Below are 14,851 nucleotides of genomic sequence, written 5' to 3' on the forward strand. Positions count from 1 at the left end.
GTCGGTCGCCGCCAACCTTATCATCCATCCAGCCTCGCGGCGTTCCCCCTCACCGGGTGAATGCGCGAGGCTGAATGCGTTTATACCAGGCACATATCTGTCTGCCCGTGGCTGGATAGGTAAGGCGCACTGAAGAAGGATATATATTTCTTCTGTTATTAAATCTGCTCTACTGATACCAGCAAGCGCAGCTCGTGAAGGTGGAGGGGCGCTTGAAAGTGGTCCGTGGCGGAAATACGGGTCCTGCGCGCCGTGAATAAGCGGCTGGCGCAGGAGCTCGATATGTTAAAAAACATTGGTCATCTTCGGCCAGCCGACCCCGTGAGTACCTACCACTACATCGCCAAGCGCGGGTGCCCGTGCGCCAGATCTGTTGTACGTCGCGCCTAGCGCTTACTACGCTTAGCACCGACAGCAGAACTAACCCGTGTCAGAGCCGGCTTGGCAAATCGCCGTGCGCGAGGCGTCTGCCCGCTACGGCACGCGCCGACTACGGGTCCAGCAGACCCGCTCGTTTGTGTCTCGCACCACCGACTCCAACCCGGCCGCGCGTGCCGCGCCCGCCCTCTTGCTTGACCAAATGGCCCCATCACTCCGAACCGAGTCTGGGTGGGAGATATCAAGTACTTACTCTGCCAAGGCGGTGGCTGACTCTACTTGGCCGTCTGGCTTGACCGTTGCTCGCACAAAATTGACAGGTGGGATGTACGCGAAACCTCTGGCTTCCTTGAGTCGACCGAAGAACCGTTCGGCCTCATTGCGCTCGGCGTAGAGGTTCTGGTCGTAAGCCCGACGCTCGTTGCGGCTGGATTTGGGTGGAATGACGGGCTCGGCGTGGCGGCAGGCAATGGCGGCGAGCACGGCGTTGGTATCATAGGCGTTGTCGGCCACAACGGCCCCGGGCGCGTGGCGCAGCCCCGCTAACAAGACCGGCAACTGTGTGCAATTGGCCTAATGGCCGGGCGTGAGCACCAAGTGTAAGCAGTTGCCCAACGCGTCAACCGCGGCGTGCAGTTTGGTGGAAAAGCCGCCCGGCTACGGCCTAAGCTTTCGGCTGCGGGCGTATTTTTTTTTGCCCGGCTGCGGCTTTGTGGGCCTGGGTGCTGGTCGAATCGACCAGCACCCAGGCATAGTCGGGTTCTTGCACTGCTTGGAACAGGGCTTCCCACACCCCGGCTTGGGCCCAGCGCCGAAAGCGCCGCGCCACCGTGTTCCAGGGGCCGAATCGCTCGGGTAAGTCGCGCCAAGAAATACCCGTTCGCACACGGTAAAGCACGGCGTTGACAAACAGCCGGTTGTCGCGCCCTCGACTTAGGCGGCCAAGCGTAAGGGGGGGCGACGGCTTTCCATTCGTGTTCACTTAATTCGTGGCGGCGCATGGGTCAAAAATATCTCTTACTGTCCACACACTCTAGTGAGTGTGGCGTTGCGTCGCGCCTTGGTGGAGTGCCGGTCATGACTGGACTCGTGGTAGATTCCGGCCAAAGCAGCCAGTACAGACAAAGCAACCCGCTTCAAGCACATACTCGACCGCCATGGGAACGTGCCGAGCATTAGCCGGCGCGGCAACTGCTACTGCAACGTGCACGCCGAACCCTTTCGGAGCCGGCCGAGAACTGAACTGCTCGACGGCGGCAACTTTCCTAGACTGGAAGAAGCCAAGCCCGAAATCGACCACCATATCTTCTATTACAACGCAGAACGGTGCCATCCATCACTCGGCTACCTTGCCTCCAATCACTTTGAAACCCATCTTCAAACAACGTCCCAACGCTTTCCGGCTTAGCTAAGCCACCTCAAGGTATTGCCCTCAAAAAGCAAGGAGCACTTACAGATTATGTAAGTGCTCCTTGCTTTTTGAGGGCAACGTGACTAGAAAGTGACGCTATTGTGCGGTTATTTTTAGAGGCGTGTGTAGCCGGTGTACTGATGTTCTAAGTGGGTAAACGGCAGGAGAGCTATAGCTTATCGTAGTTAGCAGCCTTAGATCAGGAGTGGGTTAATAAACTGCTCAATTCAATAAGTGCCGAATGAGCCCACGCAACCAGTTGGGGTAATTATTTCTTCAATACCAGATAACCATACGCCGGCAATGAAACCTGGGTGCCTACCGTCACGGATCCGCCCTGTAGAGCGTTAGTCCAGGTAGTGTTGGCCAAGGTAGTGGGCACAGTGTAGGTTTGGGCCGAGTTGCGCACATTCACCAGCACGAAAGCCTGTTCTGAGCCGGCAGTTTTAGTGAAGGCACATACGTTGGCAGTGCTGTAAGCGGCAGGCGTACCGATGCGCAGGGCCGTGCTACCAGCACGAGCAGCTAATAGCTGCTTGTAGGCGCGCTTTACATCGGGGTTTTGACCCCAAGCCACTTTTACGGATGTGAAAGGAAAAGGAATGGCCTGCGTCATGCCGGCCTCCTGGCCGTTGTAAATCATCGGTACGCCTTTGTAGAATGCTGTGATTACAAAGGCCGACATGGCCCCGGCCTTTCCCCCAAACAGAGCTACTGGCGTACCATCGGAGCCATTTACGTCATGGTTGGTGATGTAGCGTACGACCTGCTGGGTGCCCGTAGCACCGCTGTACTCGCTGGTATTCAGAGCATCGAAAGCGGTGGCGGCGGCTCCGTTGCGGTACACCTGATAGATGCCGCCGTAAAAGTTGAAACCGAAGTTGTAGTCGAAGCCGGAGGTGAAATTAGCAGCGCGGGTACCCTCGGCCAACAGCAGTAGCTTGTGGGTTTTGATGTTGCGCAGCGTGTCGGAGGCCTGCTTCCAGAAATCATTGGGCTGAAAGTCGGCATAATCAAAGCGGAACCCATCCACGTTGGCCGTGTATACCCACGATTTCAGGGCCGAAATCATTTCCGCACGCATAGCCGTGTTGCTGAAATTGAGCTGGGCCACATCGTTGTAGGTGGTGCCATTGTTGGAGACGGGTGTGATGGCGCCGGCCGCGTTTTTCTGGTACCAATCAGGGTGCTGAGTAATCCAGGGGTTGTCCCAACTGGTGTGGTTAGCTACCCAGTCCAGCATCACGGCCATGTTGCGCTGGTGCGCGCCATCAACCAAAGCGCGCAGATCAGTAAGGGAGCCAAACTCGGAGTTAACGGAGCGGTAATCCTTGACGGCATAGGGCGAATTAACCGATTTGCTGTCGGTGCCAATGGGGTAAATCGGCATCAGATACAGCACATTCACACCCAGGTCCCGGATGGAGTCCAATCGGGCCGTGACGCCGGCAAAGTTGCCGCTCTGGCTGAAGGCGCGCATGTTTACCTGGTACATCACTGCATTCTCGCGGTTGGGTACGCCCGTGAACGGGGTACCGTACTGGGATGGAGTAGGGTTGGTAGTTGGCGGGTCCGGAGTAGGTGTGGGGGCTACCGGCGTATCCGATTTACAGGAACCCAGTAAGCTGGCTGCTACCACGAGAGCCAGGGTATTTGTGTACGCAGTTTGAAGCAAAGACATGGTGGGAAGAAAATAAGGATTTCGTGAGGTTTCAGCATACGCCACGGGCGTAGCTCAACGGTGCTTAGTTGCCTGCTGGCTTGATACTGATGGCCGCGCCGCCCCCGGCGGCTAACTGCAGCTTGAGGATGGTTTTGCTATTGACTTTCTGTTTGCGGATCTGGTAGGCCTGTGGGTTTTTGTCCCAGCTGGCACCTTTCCCGTCGGCGTAGATGGTGGCTTCGTACTGCCGGCCGGGCGTGAGGAAATCGAGCTTCACGGTTTGCTGGCGCGGATTTTCGTCGGTGATGCTGCCCACATACCACTCCTCCTTGCCTTTGGCTTTGCGGGCGGTGGTAATGTACTCGCCGGGTTCGGCCAGCAGCACACGGGTATCATCCCAGTCCACGGCCACGTCCTTGATAAACTGGAAGGCGTCGAGGTGCTGCTCGTAGGCTTCGGGCAGGTCGGCAGCCATCTGCACGGGGCTGTACATCGTCACGTAGAGGGCCAGCTGCTTGGCCAGGGTGGTGTGCACCTGCCGGCCCTTGTTCTGAGCGGGGTTCCAGCTTTCCAGCTTAATCTGGAAGATGCCGGGCGTGTAGTCCATGGGGCCGCCCATGAGGCGGGTGAAGGGCAGAATGGTTTCGTGCTCGGGCAGGTTGCCGGTGCTCCAGGCGTTGAATTCGTTGCCCCGGGCCGCCTCTGAGGCCAGCCAGTTGGGGTAAGTGCGGTGCAGGCCCGTAGGTCGGACCGACTCATGCATGTCCACCATCAGCTCGTGCTGGCCGAGCAGGGCGGCCGTATGATTGAAGTGGTTCACCATCCACTGCCCATCGTGGTGCTCCCCGCGCGGGATGATGCGGCCCACGTAGCCGGTTTTCACGGCGGCGTAGTTGTGCTCCTTCATGAAGCGGTAAGCGGCATCCTGGCGCCGCTCGTAGTTGGTCACGGAGCCGGAGGTTTCGTGGTGCATCATGAGCTGCACGCCCTTGGCAGCGGCGTACTGCTGCAGCTCCGTCACGTTGAAATCGGGGTAGGGCGTCACGAAGTCGAATACCTCTTCTTTCCAGTTATTGGCCCAGTCTTCCCAGCCCACGTTCCAGCCTTCCACTAGCACGCTTTGCAGGCCGTGCTGGGCGGCAAAATCAATGTAGCGCTTCACGTTGGCGGTGTTGGCGCCGTGGCGGCCGTTGGGCTTGAGACGGTTCCAGTCGGTGCCAGCCAGCTTGATGTTGCTGGTGTCGGCGTAGTTCCAGCTGGCTTTGTTCACGTGCATCTCCCACCACACGCCCACAAATTTTTGGGGCTTGATCCAGTTGGTGGTCGGGAACTTGGTAGGCTCGTTCAGGTTCAGAATCAGCTTGCTGGCCAGCACCTCGGGGGCTTTGTCCGATACCACGATGGTGCGCCAGGGCGTATGCTCGGGAGCCTGTAGATAGGCTTTGGCCCCGGTGGCATCGGGTACCAGCTGGCTGCGCAGGCCGTAGGTTTTGGTATCCACGTTCAGAAACATGGCCGGGTAGTTCACCAGAGCCGCCTCGTGGATATTCACGTACAGCCCGTCGTCCGATTTCAGCATCAGGGGCGTCTGAATCCGGTTGGGGGCGGCTTTCTGCTGAATGGCCTCGATGGGCGTGGTGTTGACTTCGCTCAGGCGCGTGGTGCTGTAGCTGTACTCGTTGGAGTCATAGTCGCCGGGAATCCAGAAGGCCTTGTGGTTAGCGGGCAGGTTGAACTCGGTTAGCTCCTCCTGTACCGTGAAGTAGCTCAGGCCGGGCTGCCGGGGTACCTCGTAGCGGAAACCCACGCCATCGGCAAACACCCGGAATACCACATCGAGGCGGCGGGCGGGCTGCTGGGGTTGGCGCAGGTGCACCGTGAGTTGCTGGTAGTGGTTGCGGATGGTTTTCACCTCGCCCCACACCGGGTTCCAGTTCTCATCCACGTTCCTGGTTTCGGAGCTGGTTACTTCCAGCGGCCCATCGAAGCCCTTGCCATCGGCCAAGGCCAACCCCAGCCGGGAGGGTTTGATGACGGATTTCGGGCCGAACTGCACCGTGTAGGTAGGCTGGCCGGTGGGGCTGAGAGCAAACGTCAGGCTGACGTTGTTGAGGCGGGCGGTAAGCGGGGCCGTATTCTGGGCGGTGGCGGGCAAGCCGGCCGCCAGCAGCAATACGACTAGTAGCGAGTTCTTCATTCAGGTAAATATCGGGGGCGGAGCTGCTGTGGTTGGTTAGCGGCCGGACTTCCCGGGTTGGGTTTGCAGAATCAGGTACTGGTACGGCTGCAGCGACACAGTGCCCTGCACCGACGTGATTTGCCCATCCAGGGCATTTTTCCAGGTTATACGGTTCAGCGCACTTGGCACCGGGTAACTCACCGCTACGTTGCGAAGGTTCACCAGGGCCAGTACCTTTTCCGGGCCGCTGGTTTTGGTGAAGGCGCACACATCGTCGGTGCTGTAGGAGGTTAGCTGGCCATTGCGAAGAGCTTCGCTGCCGTTACGCAGCCGGATCAACTGCTTGTATTCGCGGGTCAGGGCCGGATTAGGCGTCCAATCAATGGGGCGGCGCGCGCCCATGAAGGGCACCCGCTGGTTGTAGCCCACTTCCTGGCCGTTATAGATCATGGGCACGGCGTGCATATAGGCGGCCACCACAAAGGCCGCCATAGCGCCTCGTTGGCCGCCAAACAGCTGCTGGGGTGTACCGTCCCAGGCATTGATGTCGTGGTTGGAAGTATAGCGTACCATGCGGGCATTGACCGGGGCGTTGCGGTAATTGGCCGTATTCACCGAGTCGATGAGCTTCACGCTACGGCCCTTGGCGAAGATGTCGCCCTTCAGCACATTCATGAACCCGAAGTCGTAGCACAAGTCGAAGCCGCTTTGCAGATAGTATTTCTTCTTGTCGCCCTCGGCCAGCAGCAGCAGCTTGTGTTTGGGAATGCTGCGCAGGTTGGCCAGGGCCTCGGTGAAAAAGGCCTGCGTGGGGCCATCGGCGTAGTCGAAGCGGTAGCCGTCAATGTTGGCTTGCAACACCCAGTAGCGCAGGGCCTGAATCATGGCGGTGCGCAGCTGGGTATTCTGAAAATCAAGCTGCACAATGTCTTTCCACTCCGGTATGGGGTTGGTAAGGTTGCCGTTGGCGTCGCGCACGTACCAGTCGGGGTGCTGCGCAATCCAGGGATGGTCCCAGCTGGTGTGGTTGCCCACCCAATCCAGCATCACGGCCAAGCCGCGCTGGTGCGCTTCCGCTACCAACTCCCGCAGATCAGTGAGCGTGCCAAACTCCGGGTTCACGGCTGTGTAGTTCTGCACCGCGAAGGGCGAATCCACCGCCTTCAGCTTGCCGATGGGGAAAATGGGCATCAGGTACACCACATTCACGCCCAGTGCCTTAATGGAATCCAACCGGGCCGTTACGGCCTTGAAGTTGCCCTGTTGGCTGAAGCCCCGCATGTTCACCTGGTAGATGGTGGCATTCTGCCCGTCGGGTACCCCGGCAAACGGCTTACCGTACTGTTTGGGGTCGTGGTAGACCGTGGCAGGGGCAGCCGAGGTTTGGGCGGCGGCGGGCTCAAGGCAGCCCAGCAAGAACAGCGCCGCTAGCAAGGAAGAAAAAACGGGTTGTTTCATATAATCGGAACGAAGTAAGGGCGCAACAGGCGCGGGCTGACTGTGACGGAGGAAGTGGAGGCTGCGTAACCTAGGGCAACTCCAGCCGCTCACTCACTGGCCTTTTTCTGTTGCGTCTCTACTTTGTTTGTTCATTCAAAAATCTGTTCGGCAGTACTTCTGCTGCCGGGTTACTGCTGCACTTCTACCCGGCGGCTGCTCACGCCGGCGGCCGTCTGCAGGCGCAGCAGGTACACCCCCGGGGCCACGCCGGCCAGCCCCACCTTGAGCGTACTGCCGGAACCGTTTTGCTGGGTTATTACCTGGCCCAGCATATTGAGCAGAGTAGCCCGTACGGTGCCTACCGGACCGGTCAGCCCACCCAACTGCACCGTAAGCTGGTTGGTGGCGGGGTTAGGAAATACCGCTACCTCGGGCGCAGCGGCTGGCCTGGTCGTAGCCGTAGTGGGGGAGGTGACTTGCTGATAGGCTATCTGCTGCAAGGCCACGGCTTGGGCAGGCGTAATGCCGAGGTCAGTCGCAGCCTGCTCACTGGCCCCAAGGGTGCGCGGGTCTACGTTGGTGAGCTGGTAGAAGAGCACCAGCGCGCTCAGGTAACTGCCCCATTTGCTGGCGTGCACCTGGTCGGAGGCCCACAGGTTGATTTTGCTGGGGTCGGGGGTGTACGGGTTGCGCGTGGCTACATCCGCCGTGATGGCGCGCAGCCAGGCGTCGCCTACCGGGGCCACGGCGGCGTAGCGGCCGTTGGTGATGAACGCCTGTTGGTAGCTTTTACGCAGGTCCTGGGCCATCGAGTCGATGGGCAGGCCGGCGTAGCGGCTGCCAGCCGGGTAAGTAAAGTCGGGGCGGGCCCAGGTGCCGTAGAGGTACACCTGCGCGGCGGGGCTGGCTCCGTGAACGGCCTGCTCCAGCAGCGTGGAGTAGGTATAGAACAGCTGCCGGTTGCCTCCGCGGTTAGTAGGGGTGGGCCGGGTGCTTTGTTCCTGCAGGACCACTTTGTTCCAGCCCGGCTGCGCAATAACCGACAATGCGCTGGTGTGATGAAACTCCAGGGATTTGCCGCTCACGGCCTCAATGTGCACGTCGTAGTTGAGCCCGGCCTGGGTCGTGAACTTCTTGAAAATGCCCGGTACGCCGCCGAAAGCCGCCTGCATGCCCGCATCGTGGGCGCGGGGGTTGGTAGCGGGTAGGCCAAAGTTTACATCGGTAATAGCGGCGGCGTTATAATTTAGCGCCGGCGCGTACTGGCCGTGGGTAAAGCTGTTGCCCACGAACAGCACGCGGGTCTGGGCCGAGGCCGTGGCGCCCAGACCGAGTAAGGCAACGGCCAGCCCGGTCACGCGCCAGGCTTTTGAAGGGGTAAAAGGAAAAAGCATACCAGGAAGGAAAGGACGGGTGGGAGCGTATGGTTGATCAGGGAGCTGCAGCAAAGCCTGTAATGCCTGCTAAGCGGGCGAGGCATTGCGTACCGGACTCGCTTAGCAGGCAGTGAGGAGCTAGCGGGTTACGGTCAGGCGGCGCGTAGCCAGCTTGTCGCCTACCTGCACTTTTACCAGGTAAGTGCCCACGGCCAGGTCGCCGGTGGCCACACTCAATTCGTGGAATCCGGGGTTCTGCTTGCCGTTCAGCAGCGTCCGAACCTCGCGGCCCAGCAGATCCAGCACGCGCACGGCTACAGGCTGGGCACCACCCTGCACCTGGTAGGAAACGGTGGAGCTGCCTTGCGTGGGGTTCGGGAAAACGCTCATGGCCACCACCGCGTCATCGGCTTTGCGGCTGCTGAGCACTACTACGTTGACTGAAGCCGCCTGTGTGCCGGCCAGAACGGTGAAATCAGGATTGAAGCCCAGGTTGTTGTTGCCGTTGCCGGTAATTTCCGGAATGACATCCGATGACCAGAAAGCGTCGCCACTTACGTAAGCGGCCATTACTTTCACGATGGACGCCCCCGAGGGCAAGCCCAGGGAAGTGCGGTTGAACTCGTATTCGAGGGCGTAGGAGCCGGCTCCACCGCCATTGGTGTTGCCGGGGTTGGTGGTGATGTCGCCGGTAGGAGCCAGGTAGGCCACGCGGGTGCCCGCGAACAGGCTGTAGAGGCCGGTGGTCTGGGAGGCGGGCAGGGTGCTGGCCACGCCGTCGTTGGTAAGCGTGGCGCTCAGCCCGTCGCCCAGGGACTTGGCTACGGCTGAAGTGGCCGAGGAGTACACGGCCGCCTGTACATCGTAGCGGCCGGTGGTTGCAATGGCCGCGTCGGCTTCCAGTTCCAGCTTGGTCCCCCCGATGCTACCGCCGGTAAACGTGCCGAACACCGTAGTAGCCCCCGCAATGCTAGGCAGCCCAGTCCCTACCGGCACGCCGGACTTGTTGGGCAAGTCCATATACAGCTGGAAGTTGTTGCCGCCCGCCTCAATGGTACCCGCCAACCCGATGTAGAGCTTCGTGCTGCTGTTGGCGCCGTACATGCGCAGCAGACCCGCATTGCCAAAGCCCGCGCTGCTCACGTGCGCCGGCGTAAAGGCTCCCAGAGACGTGTATTGCCCGGCCGCCGTCCCAATTTCAGTGGCGCTGATAATGCCGTCGAGCGTAATCTGGGCCTGAGCGCTCAGGGTAGCGCCCGTCAGGGTGGTGGCCAGGAGGAGAGTAGAAAGTTTTTTCATGGGAAGATGAGCGAATGGTGGGAATTAAGAGAAGAAACCTGCGAAATTGAGGCTGACGGACAGTTACAGCTATCCGCCAGCCTCAGGCATTGCGGGTGATTAGTAGCCAGGGTTCTGCACCAGCGTGGGGTTAGCCACGATGTCGGTGGAAGGCAGCGGATAGAGGTTGAACTTGTTGTCGATGGCCTGGCCGTTGCGGGCACCGCCTTTCCAGGGCCACAGGTAGCTGCCGCTCGTGAACTTGCCGAAGCGTACCAGATCGGTGCGGCGCGAAGCTTCCCAATACAGCTCCCGGCCCCGCTCGTCCAGGATAAAATCGGTGGTGAGCTGGGCGGCCGTAATGCGGCCGTCGGTGGTGCCGCCGCCGTTGCCGTAGGCCCGGTCGCGCAGGGAGTTGATGTATGTAAGGGCCTGCGTCTGGCTGCCGCCCTGGCCGCCGCGCAGCACGGCTTCGGCATACATCAGGTACACGTCGCCGAGGCGGAACAGCGGGAAGTCAGTATCCACGAAAATGAGCTGGGGGTCATTGCCGTCGGCACCAGTGGATGTTTTATTGCGCCACTTGGTCACGCCGTAGCCTTCCGTGAAGATGGTCAGGTCATTGATTTCCAGAGTCTGACCGTTGGAGAAGAACATGGCCCGGGTATCGAAGCCGCTGGTGGGCGTGGGAAACAGCAGGGGCAGGTTTTTTCGGGCGCGGTTACCGGCCCAACCGCTGTTGATGCCGAAGCCGCTGGTAAGCATGCGGCCCCCCACGGCGGCATGCACCAGGTAGGTAGTGCCGCCATATACCTGCGACACGAGCCCGTCAGAAGTAATCGGAAAGATGATTTCCGAGGCCGCCGTTACGTTGTTATCGGCCAGGAACAGCAGGCGGTACTCGGGAGCCAATTGGTAGCCGCCGGCCAGTACTTTGTTGCAATAAGTGAGGCAGTCGGTGTAGCGGGCGGTGCCGGTGTACACTTCCGCGTTCAGATACAGCTTGGCCAGCAACGTTTGGGCGGCACCCTGGTCGGCGCGGCCGTAGGGGCCCTGGCGCGCGGGCGTTAGCAAGGGCTCCACTGCTTTCAGCTCCGACTCCACATAGCTGAACAACGCCGCGCGGGTGGTTTGCTTAGGTAAATCCTTGCTGGGGGCGTCGGCCTCTGTCACGAAGGGTACATTGCCATACAAATCAATGGCGTGGTAGTAAGCCAGCGCGCGCAGGAAACGGGCCTCGGCGCGGTAGAGGCGGGCTTTTTCGGCATCCGTGCCCGCAATGCCCCGGCTGCTGAGCTTGTCGTCGCTGGTTTCCCGGATGAACTCGTTGCAGAGTGCTACCTCGTAGAAAATACGGGTGTAGCTGTTGTTAATCAGGTCGTTGCTGGAGGTCCAGCTGGTGCGGTTCAGCTCCTGCAGCGGGCCGCTGTTCCAGGCCACGGCGGCTTCGTCGGTTACCAGTTCCTGCAGGTACCAATAGGCGCGCATGTAGGAGGTTTCGCCCTCGTCCTTGCCCTGGCCGGCAAACACGTCGGGACTACCCGAGTTGCCCGAGAGGTTAAAGCCGGCGTAGCACTTGGCCAGCACCTGAATGTAGTTGGCCGGGTCCTTATACACCGACTCGGTATTCAAATCATAAAACGGCTCCCGGTCGAGGTCTTTCACGCAGCCGTAAAGGCCGCCGGTGAGCAAAGAAGCGGTAAGGGCCAGCGTGAGGCCGCCGCGGCGCAGAGCAAAAGGGAATTTCATAAGAGGCAGGAGTAGCGGCGGTTAAAAACCAAGGTTGAGGCCCAGCGTGACGGTGCGGGGCAAAGGGTAGAAGTTGCTGTCGACGCCGGTGGCGCGCTCCGGATCGAGGCCGGAGTAGCTGGTCAGCAGCAGCAGGTTCTGGGCGGCCAGGGTCACGTTCAGGTTGGTGCCGGCTTTCACCAGGCTGCCGAAATCGTAGCCCAGCGTCACGTTCTGCAAGCGCACAAACGAGGCGTCTTCCAGGTAAATGTTACTCAGCGGCTGGCCGGTGGTGAAGCCGGTGGTATAGATGGCGGGCACCACGTTGGCCGAGTAGTTCAGGCCGGTATTCAGGCCATAGTAGCTGCTCTGGCCGCCGGCTACGCTGTTGTACACGGAGCCGCCCACGTTGGAGCGCACCGTGAAGGCCAAGCTCGCCTTGCCATAGCTCAGGTTGGAGCTAAAGCCCAGAATGGCCTTGGGCGCGGGGTTCTTGCCGTACACCTTATCCCGCTCGTTGATGATGCCGTCCCCGTTCTGGTCCACGTACTGCTCGATGGTGGGGCTGGCCGTAGGACCCTGGAGGGGCTTGCCGGCCTCACTGTACCGCTGCTCGTAGAGGAAGAAGGTGTTGGGCGCGTAGCCCACGGCATTCACCTGCACAAACTGGAAGTTGCCGATGCCGCCGGTGGGCGTGCCCAGGTAGGTGGGGTCCTGTACCTGCGAGAGTTTGGTGATTTTGCCCCGGTTCATGGTGGCGTTGAGGTTCACCGCCCAGTTCAGCCGGTCGCCCTGCAGCACGTTGTAGTTCAGGGCCAGCTCCACGCCCCGGTTTTCCAGGCTCCCGATGTTGGTGAGGAGGGTATTGGAGAGGTTGCTGCCGGCCGGAATCGGAATAACGGCCAGCAGGTCAGAGGTTTTACGCAGGTACACATCTGCCGAGCCGCTCAGGCGGTTGCCAAAGAAGCCGTAGTCCAGACCCACGTCGTAGGTAGCCGTTTGCTCCCACTGCAGGTTCCGGTCATAGGCGGCGGGGCGAAGGGTGTAGATGGTGTCCTGCCCAAAAATCTGCCGCACCGAAGGCGCTCCGAGGCTATACTTGGCCAGGTAAGGGTAGTCGCCGGCCACGTTGGTAATGTCCTGTTGGCCCGTGATGCCGTAGCTGGCCCGCAGCTTCAGGTCGGATACCGTTTTCGACTCGGCCAGGAAGCTCTCCTTGTTCAGGCGCCACGCCACCGAGGCGGCCGGGAAGTAGCCCCAGCGGTTTTCGGGGCTGAAGTGCGAGGACGCATCAGCCCGTAAGGTGGCCGTCACGAGGTAGCGGTCCTTGAAGTTGTAGTTCGCCCGGCCGTAGTAGGAAAGCAGGGTATACTGGGTCTTGAAGGGGTTCTGGGCCGGGTCGAGCGGGTACAGGCGCGAGCCGTCGGCCTTGTAGGCAAACCGGAAGGGCGCGTGGGTGTAGAAATCCTGGTAGGAGTAGCCGGCCAGGGCCTCCACGCGGTGGTCACCCAGTTCCTTGCTGTAGCGCAGGTAGGTTTCCAGCAGCTTGTTGTCCTTCTCCTGGCGGTAGGAGTTGTTCTGGCCCTGGGTGGAATACGCCACCGACGAGCTGGCCGGGATGAAAACCGTACCGTTGCTGCGCGCCACGTCGTAGCCCACGTTCAGGTTGGCATGCAGATCGGGCAGGAAATGCAGCTTGTAGTCGAGCTGTACGTTGCCGATGCTGCGCAGTACCGTGCTCCGGTCCCGCTTGTCGTTGAGCAGGGCCACCGGGTTGCGGTCCGTGAGCGGGTTCGGAATGGCGCCGTCGCGCCACTCGAAGTAGCCGTTGAAGCCGTCAGCTCCGGTGCTATAAATGGGTTGGGTCGGGTTGAAGCGCACCGCGCCGCCGATAGCGCCCTGGTCGGCAAAGCGGTAGTCGGCCCAGGTGCCTTTCACGTTCACATCAATGCGCAAATGGTCGTCCAGCAGGCGCGGAGAAAGGCCTATGGAGGCCGAGTTACGCTTGAGGTTGCCGGTGCGCAACGTGCCGTCCTGGTTCAGATAGCCCACCGAAACCCGGTAGGGCACGTGCCGCACGCTGCCGGTCAGGCTCACGTTGTTGTCAGTGGTCCAGGCCGTTTTATAAATGGCGTCCTGCCAGTCGGTATTGGCCGTACCCAGGTAAGCGGTGTTCAGGGCCGGAATGGTGCCCTCCGTCACCGCCCGGTTCAGCAGCGCGCGGTACTCGTCGCCGCTGAGCACGTCTACCTTACCGTAGTTGGTGGCCCTGGATACCTGGGAACTGATGTTCACGCGCATTTTCTCGCCATCCAGCCCTTTTTTGGTGGTGATGAGAATAACGCCATTGGAAGCCCGGGAGCCGTAAATGGCCGTGGCCGAAGCATCCTTGAGTACCGTGAAGCTCTCAATATCCTGGGGGTTCACGAGGGAAAGTGGATTGCCGGCTCCGTTGATGCCCTGGTTATCTACCGGCACCCCGTCGATTACGATGAGCGGGTCGTTGCTGGCGTTCAGGGAGGAGCCGCCCCGGATGCGAATTACGCTGGCTTCGCCGGGTGCCCCGCCACTGGTCGTAATCTGCACGCCGGCCACCTTGCCCTGTACCAGCTGCTCGGGCGAGGTAACCTGACCTTTCACAAAATCCTTGGTGGTTACCGTGGTTACGGAACCCGTCACATCCTGGCGGCGGGCGGTGCCGTAGCCCACTACCACGGCCTCATTGAGCAGAGTCGTATTGTCGCTAAGGGTGGCTGCTGCTACCTGGGTGGCCTGGCCTTCCGCCACCGTCACCGGAGTCCGCACGGTATTCAGCCCAATGGAAGAGAATACGAGCGTATGTGGGCCAGCCGGTACATTCGCAATGGTGTAGTTGCCGCTGCCATCCGTGGAGGCTCCGAGCGAGGTGCCTTCTACCAACACCGTCACGCCCGGAATGCCCTGGCCCTGGCTATCAACCACGCGGCCGGTTACCGTACCGCCGGCAACTGCTGCCGGGCGTATGACATGAGTAGGAGTAGCGGCATTTGCCGGGAGGGGCGAAGCCAACGTGCTTCCAATAGAAAGCAAACCTAACGCGGGCAAAACCAACCGGGCAGGGGAAGGCCAGGCAGAGAGTGGGAATAGTAGGGGTACCGGCATGAGAGCAGGGGTATGGGCGGGAATGGTTTGTTACTCGACGCAGTACCCAGCACCTGAAAAGGCCCCGGTCACGCATACACGCGACCAGCCTGGTAGCTGGGAACGGAGCAAAAGAATACCGTCCCTGTCTCAACCGAAACTTATCAAAACCGGATCAAGAAAATATAGATTGTATTGAGTGTTAATAAATTGATTTATAAGTAATTAAAAGTAAATAGGATAGAGAAAGTATGAAGATAATATGACCTGTTTTTCGC

General features: G+C 60.2%; 10 protein-coding genes. 1 reads left to right on the forward strand and 9 read right to left on the reverse strand.

Features of this window, described 5'->3' with window-relative positions:
- Positions 1–627 precede the first annotated feature (627 nt).
- On the reverse strand, positions 628–936 hold the full coding sequence (locus EI293_RS18840; RefSeq protein WP_125440108.1) for a transposase: 309 nt from the start codon (positions 934–936) through the stop codon (positions 628–630).
- A gap of 106 nt (positions 937–1,042) precedes the next feature.
- Positions 1,043–1,360, reverse strand: a complete 318-nt coding sequence (locus EI293_RS22660) for a transposase (protein WP_125440109.1) — start codon at positions 1,358–1,360, stop codon at positions 1,043–1,045.
- 183 nt (positions 1,361–1,543) lie between these two features.
- Here EI293_RS22660 and EI293_RS22665 point away from each other — a divergent pair, with 183 nt between their 5' ends.
- Entirely contained in the window at positions 1,544–1,786 is a 243-nt protein-coding gene (locus EI293_RS22665) for an integrase core domain-containing protein (RefSeq protein ID WP_394343414.1), read from the forward strand.
- Positions 1,787–2,057: 271 nt separating this feature from the next.
- On the opposite strand, the gene EI293_RS18855 is transcribed toward EI293_RS22665, so the two are convergent.
- The 7 genes from EI293_RS18855 to EI293_RS18885 form a co-directional block, all read right to left on the reverse strand.
- Positions 2,058–3,470, reverse strand: coding sequence for an alpha-amylase family glycosyl hydrolase (locus tag EI293_RS18855; RefSeq protein WP_125440110.1), 1,413 nt, complete (start codon positions 3,468–3,470; stop codon positions 2,058–2,060).
- 64 nt (positions 3,471–3,534) lie between these two features.
- Positions 3,535–5,649: a glycoside hydrolase family 97 protein gene (locus tag EI293_RS18860; RefSeq protein WP_125440111.1), complete on the reverse strand. Its 2,115-nt coding sequence runs from the start codon at positions 5,647–5,649 to the stop codon at positions 3,535–3,537.
- 36 nt (positions 5,650–5,685) lie between these two features.
- A complete protein-coding gene (locus EI293_RS18865; RefSeq protein WP_125440112.1) occupies positions 5,686–7,089 on the reverse strand; it encodes an alpha-amylase family glycosyl hydrolase in 1,404 nt (467 codons plus the stop codon).
- Positions 7,090–7,259: 170 nt separating this feature from the next.
- Positions 7,260–8,465, reverse strand: coding sequence for a T9SS type A sorting domain-containing protein (locus tag EI293_RS18870; protein WP_125440113.1), 1,206 nt, complete (start codon positions 8,463–8,465; stop codon positions 7,260–7,262).
- A 120-nt stretch (positions 8,466–8,585) separates the two neighbouring features.
- On the reverse strand, positions 8,586–9,746 hold the full coding sequence (locus tag EI293_RS18875) for a T9SS type A sorting domain-containing protein (protein ID WP_125440114.1): 1,161 nt from the start codon (positions 9,744–9,746) through the stop codon (positions 8,586–8,588).
- Positions 9,747–9,845: 99 nt separating this feature from the next.
- Positions 9,846–11,474, reverse strand: a complete 1,629-nt coding sequence (locus tag EI293_RS18880) for a RagB/SusD family nutrient uptake outer membrane protein (protein ID WP_125440115.1) — start codon at positions 11,472–11,474, stop codon at positions 9,846–9,848.
- 21 nt (positions 11,475–11,495) lie between these two features.
- Positions 11,496–14,522, reverse strand: coding sequence for a SusC/RagA family TonB-linked outer membrane protein (locus tag EI293_RS18885; RefSeq protein WP_246010733.1), 3,027 nt, complete (start codon positions 14,520–14,522; stop codon positions 11,496–11,498).
- Positions 14,523–14,851 lie beyond the last annotated feature (329 nt).

Origin of the sequence: Hymenobacter perfusus (genome assembly GCF_003944765.1) — a bacterium.
GTDB classification, from domain to species: Bacteria; Bacteroidota; Bacteroidia; order Cytophagales; family Hymenobacteraceae; genus Hymenobacter; species Hymenobacter perfusus.

Coding starts and splice junctions, on each gene's coding strand:
- EI293_RS18855 (WP_125440110.1), bottom strand. CDS start 3,470: ATGTCTTTGCTTCAAACTGCGTACACAAATACCCTGGCTCTCGTGGTA.
- EI293_RS18860 (WP_125440111.1), bottom strand. CDS start 5,649: ATGAAGAACTCGCTACTAGTCGTATTGCTGCTGGCGGCCGGCTTGCCC.
- EI293_RS18865 (WP_125440112.1), bottom strand. CDS start 7,089: ATGAAACAACCCGTTTTTTCTTCCTTGCTAGCGGCGCTGTTCTTGCTG.
- EI293_RS18870 (WP_125440113.1), bottom strand. CDS start 8,465: ATGCTTTTTCCTTTTACCCCTTCAAAAGCCTGGCGCGTGACCGGGCTG.
- EI293_RS18875 (WP_125440114.1), bottom strand. CDS start 9,746: ATGAAAAAACTTTCTACTCTCCTCCTGGCCACCACCCTGACGGGCGCT.
- EI293_RS18880 (WP_125440115.1), bottom strand. CDS start 11,474: ATGAAATTCCCTTTTGCTCTGCGCCGCGGCGGCCTCACGCTGGCCCTT.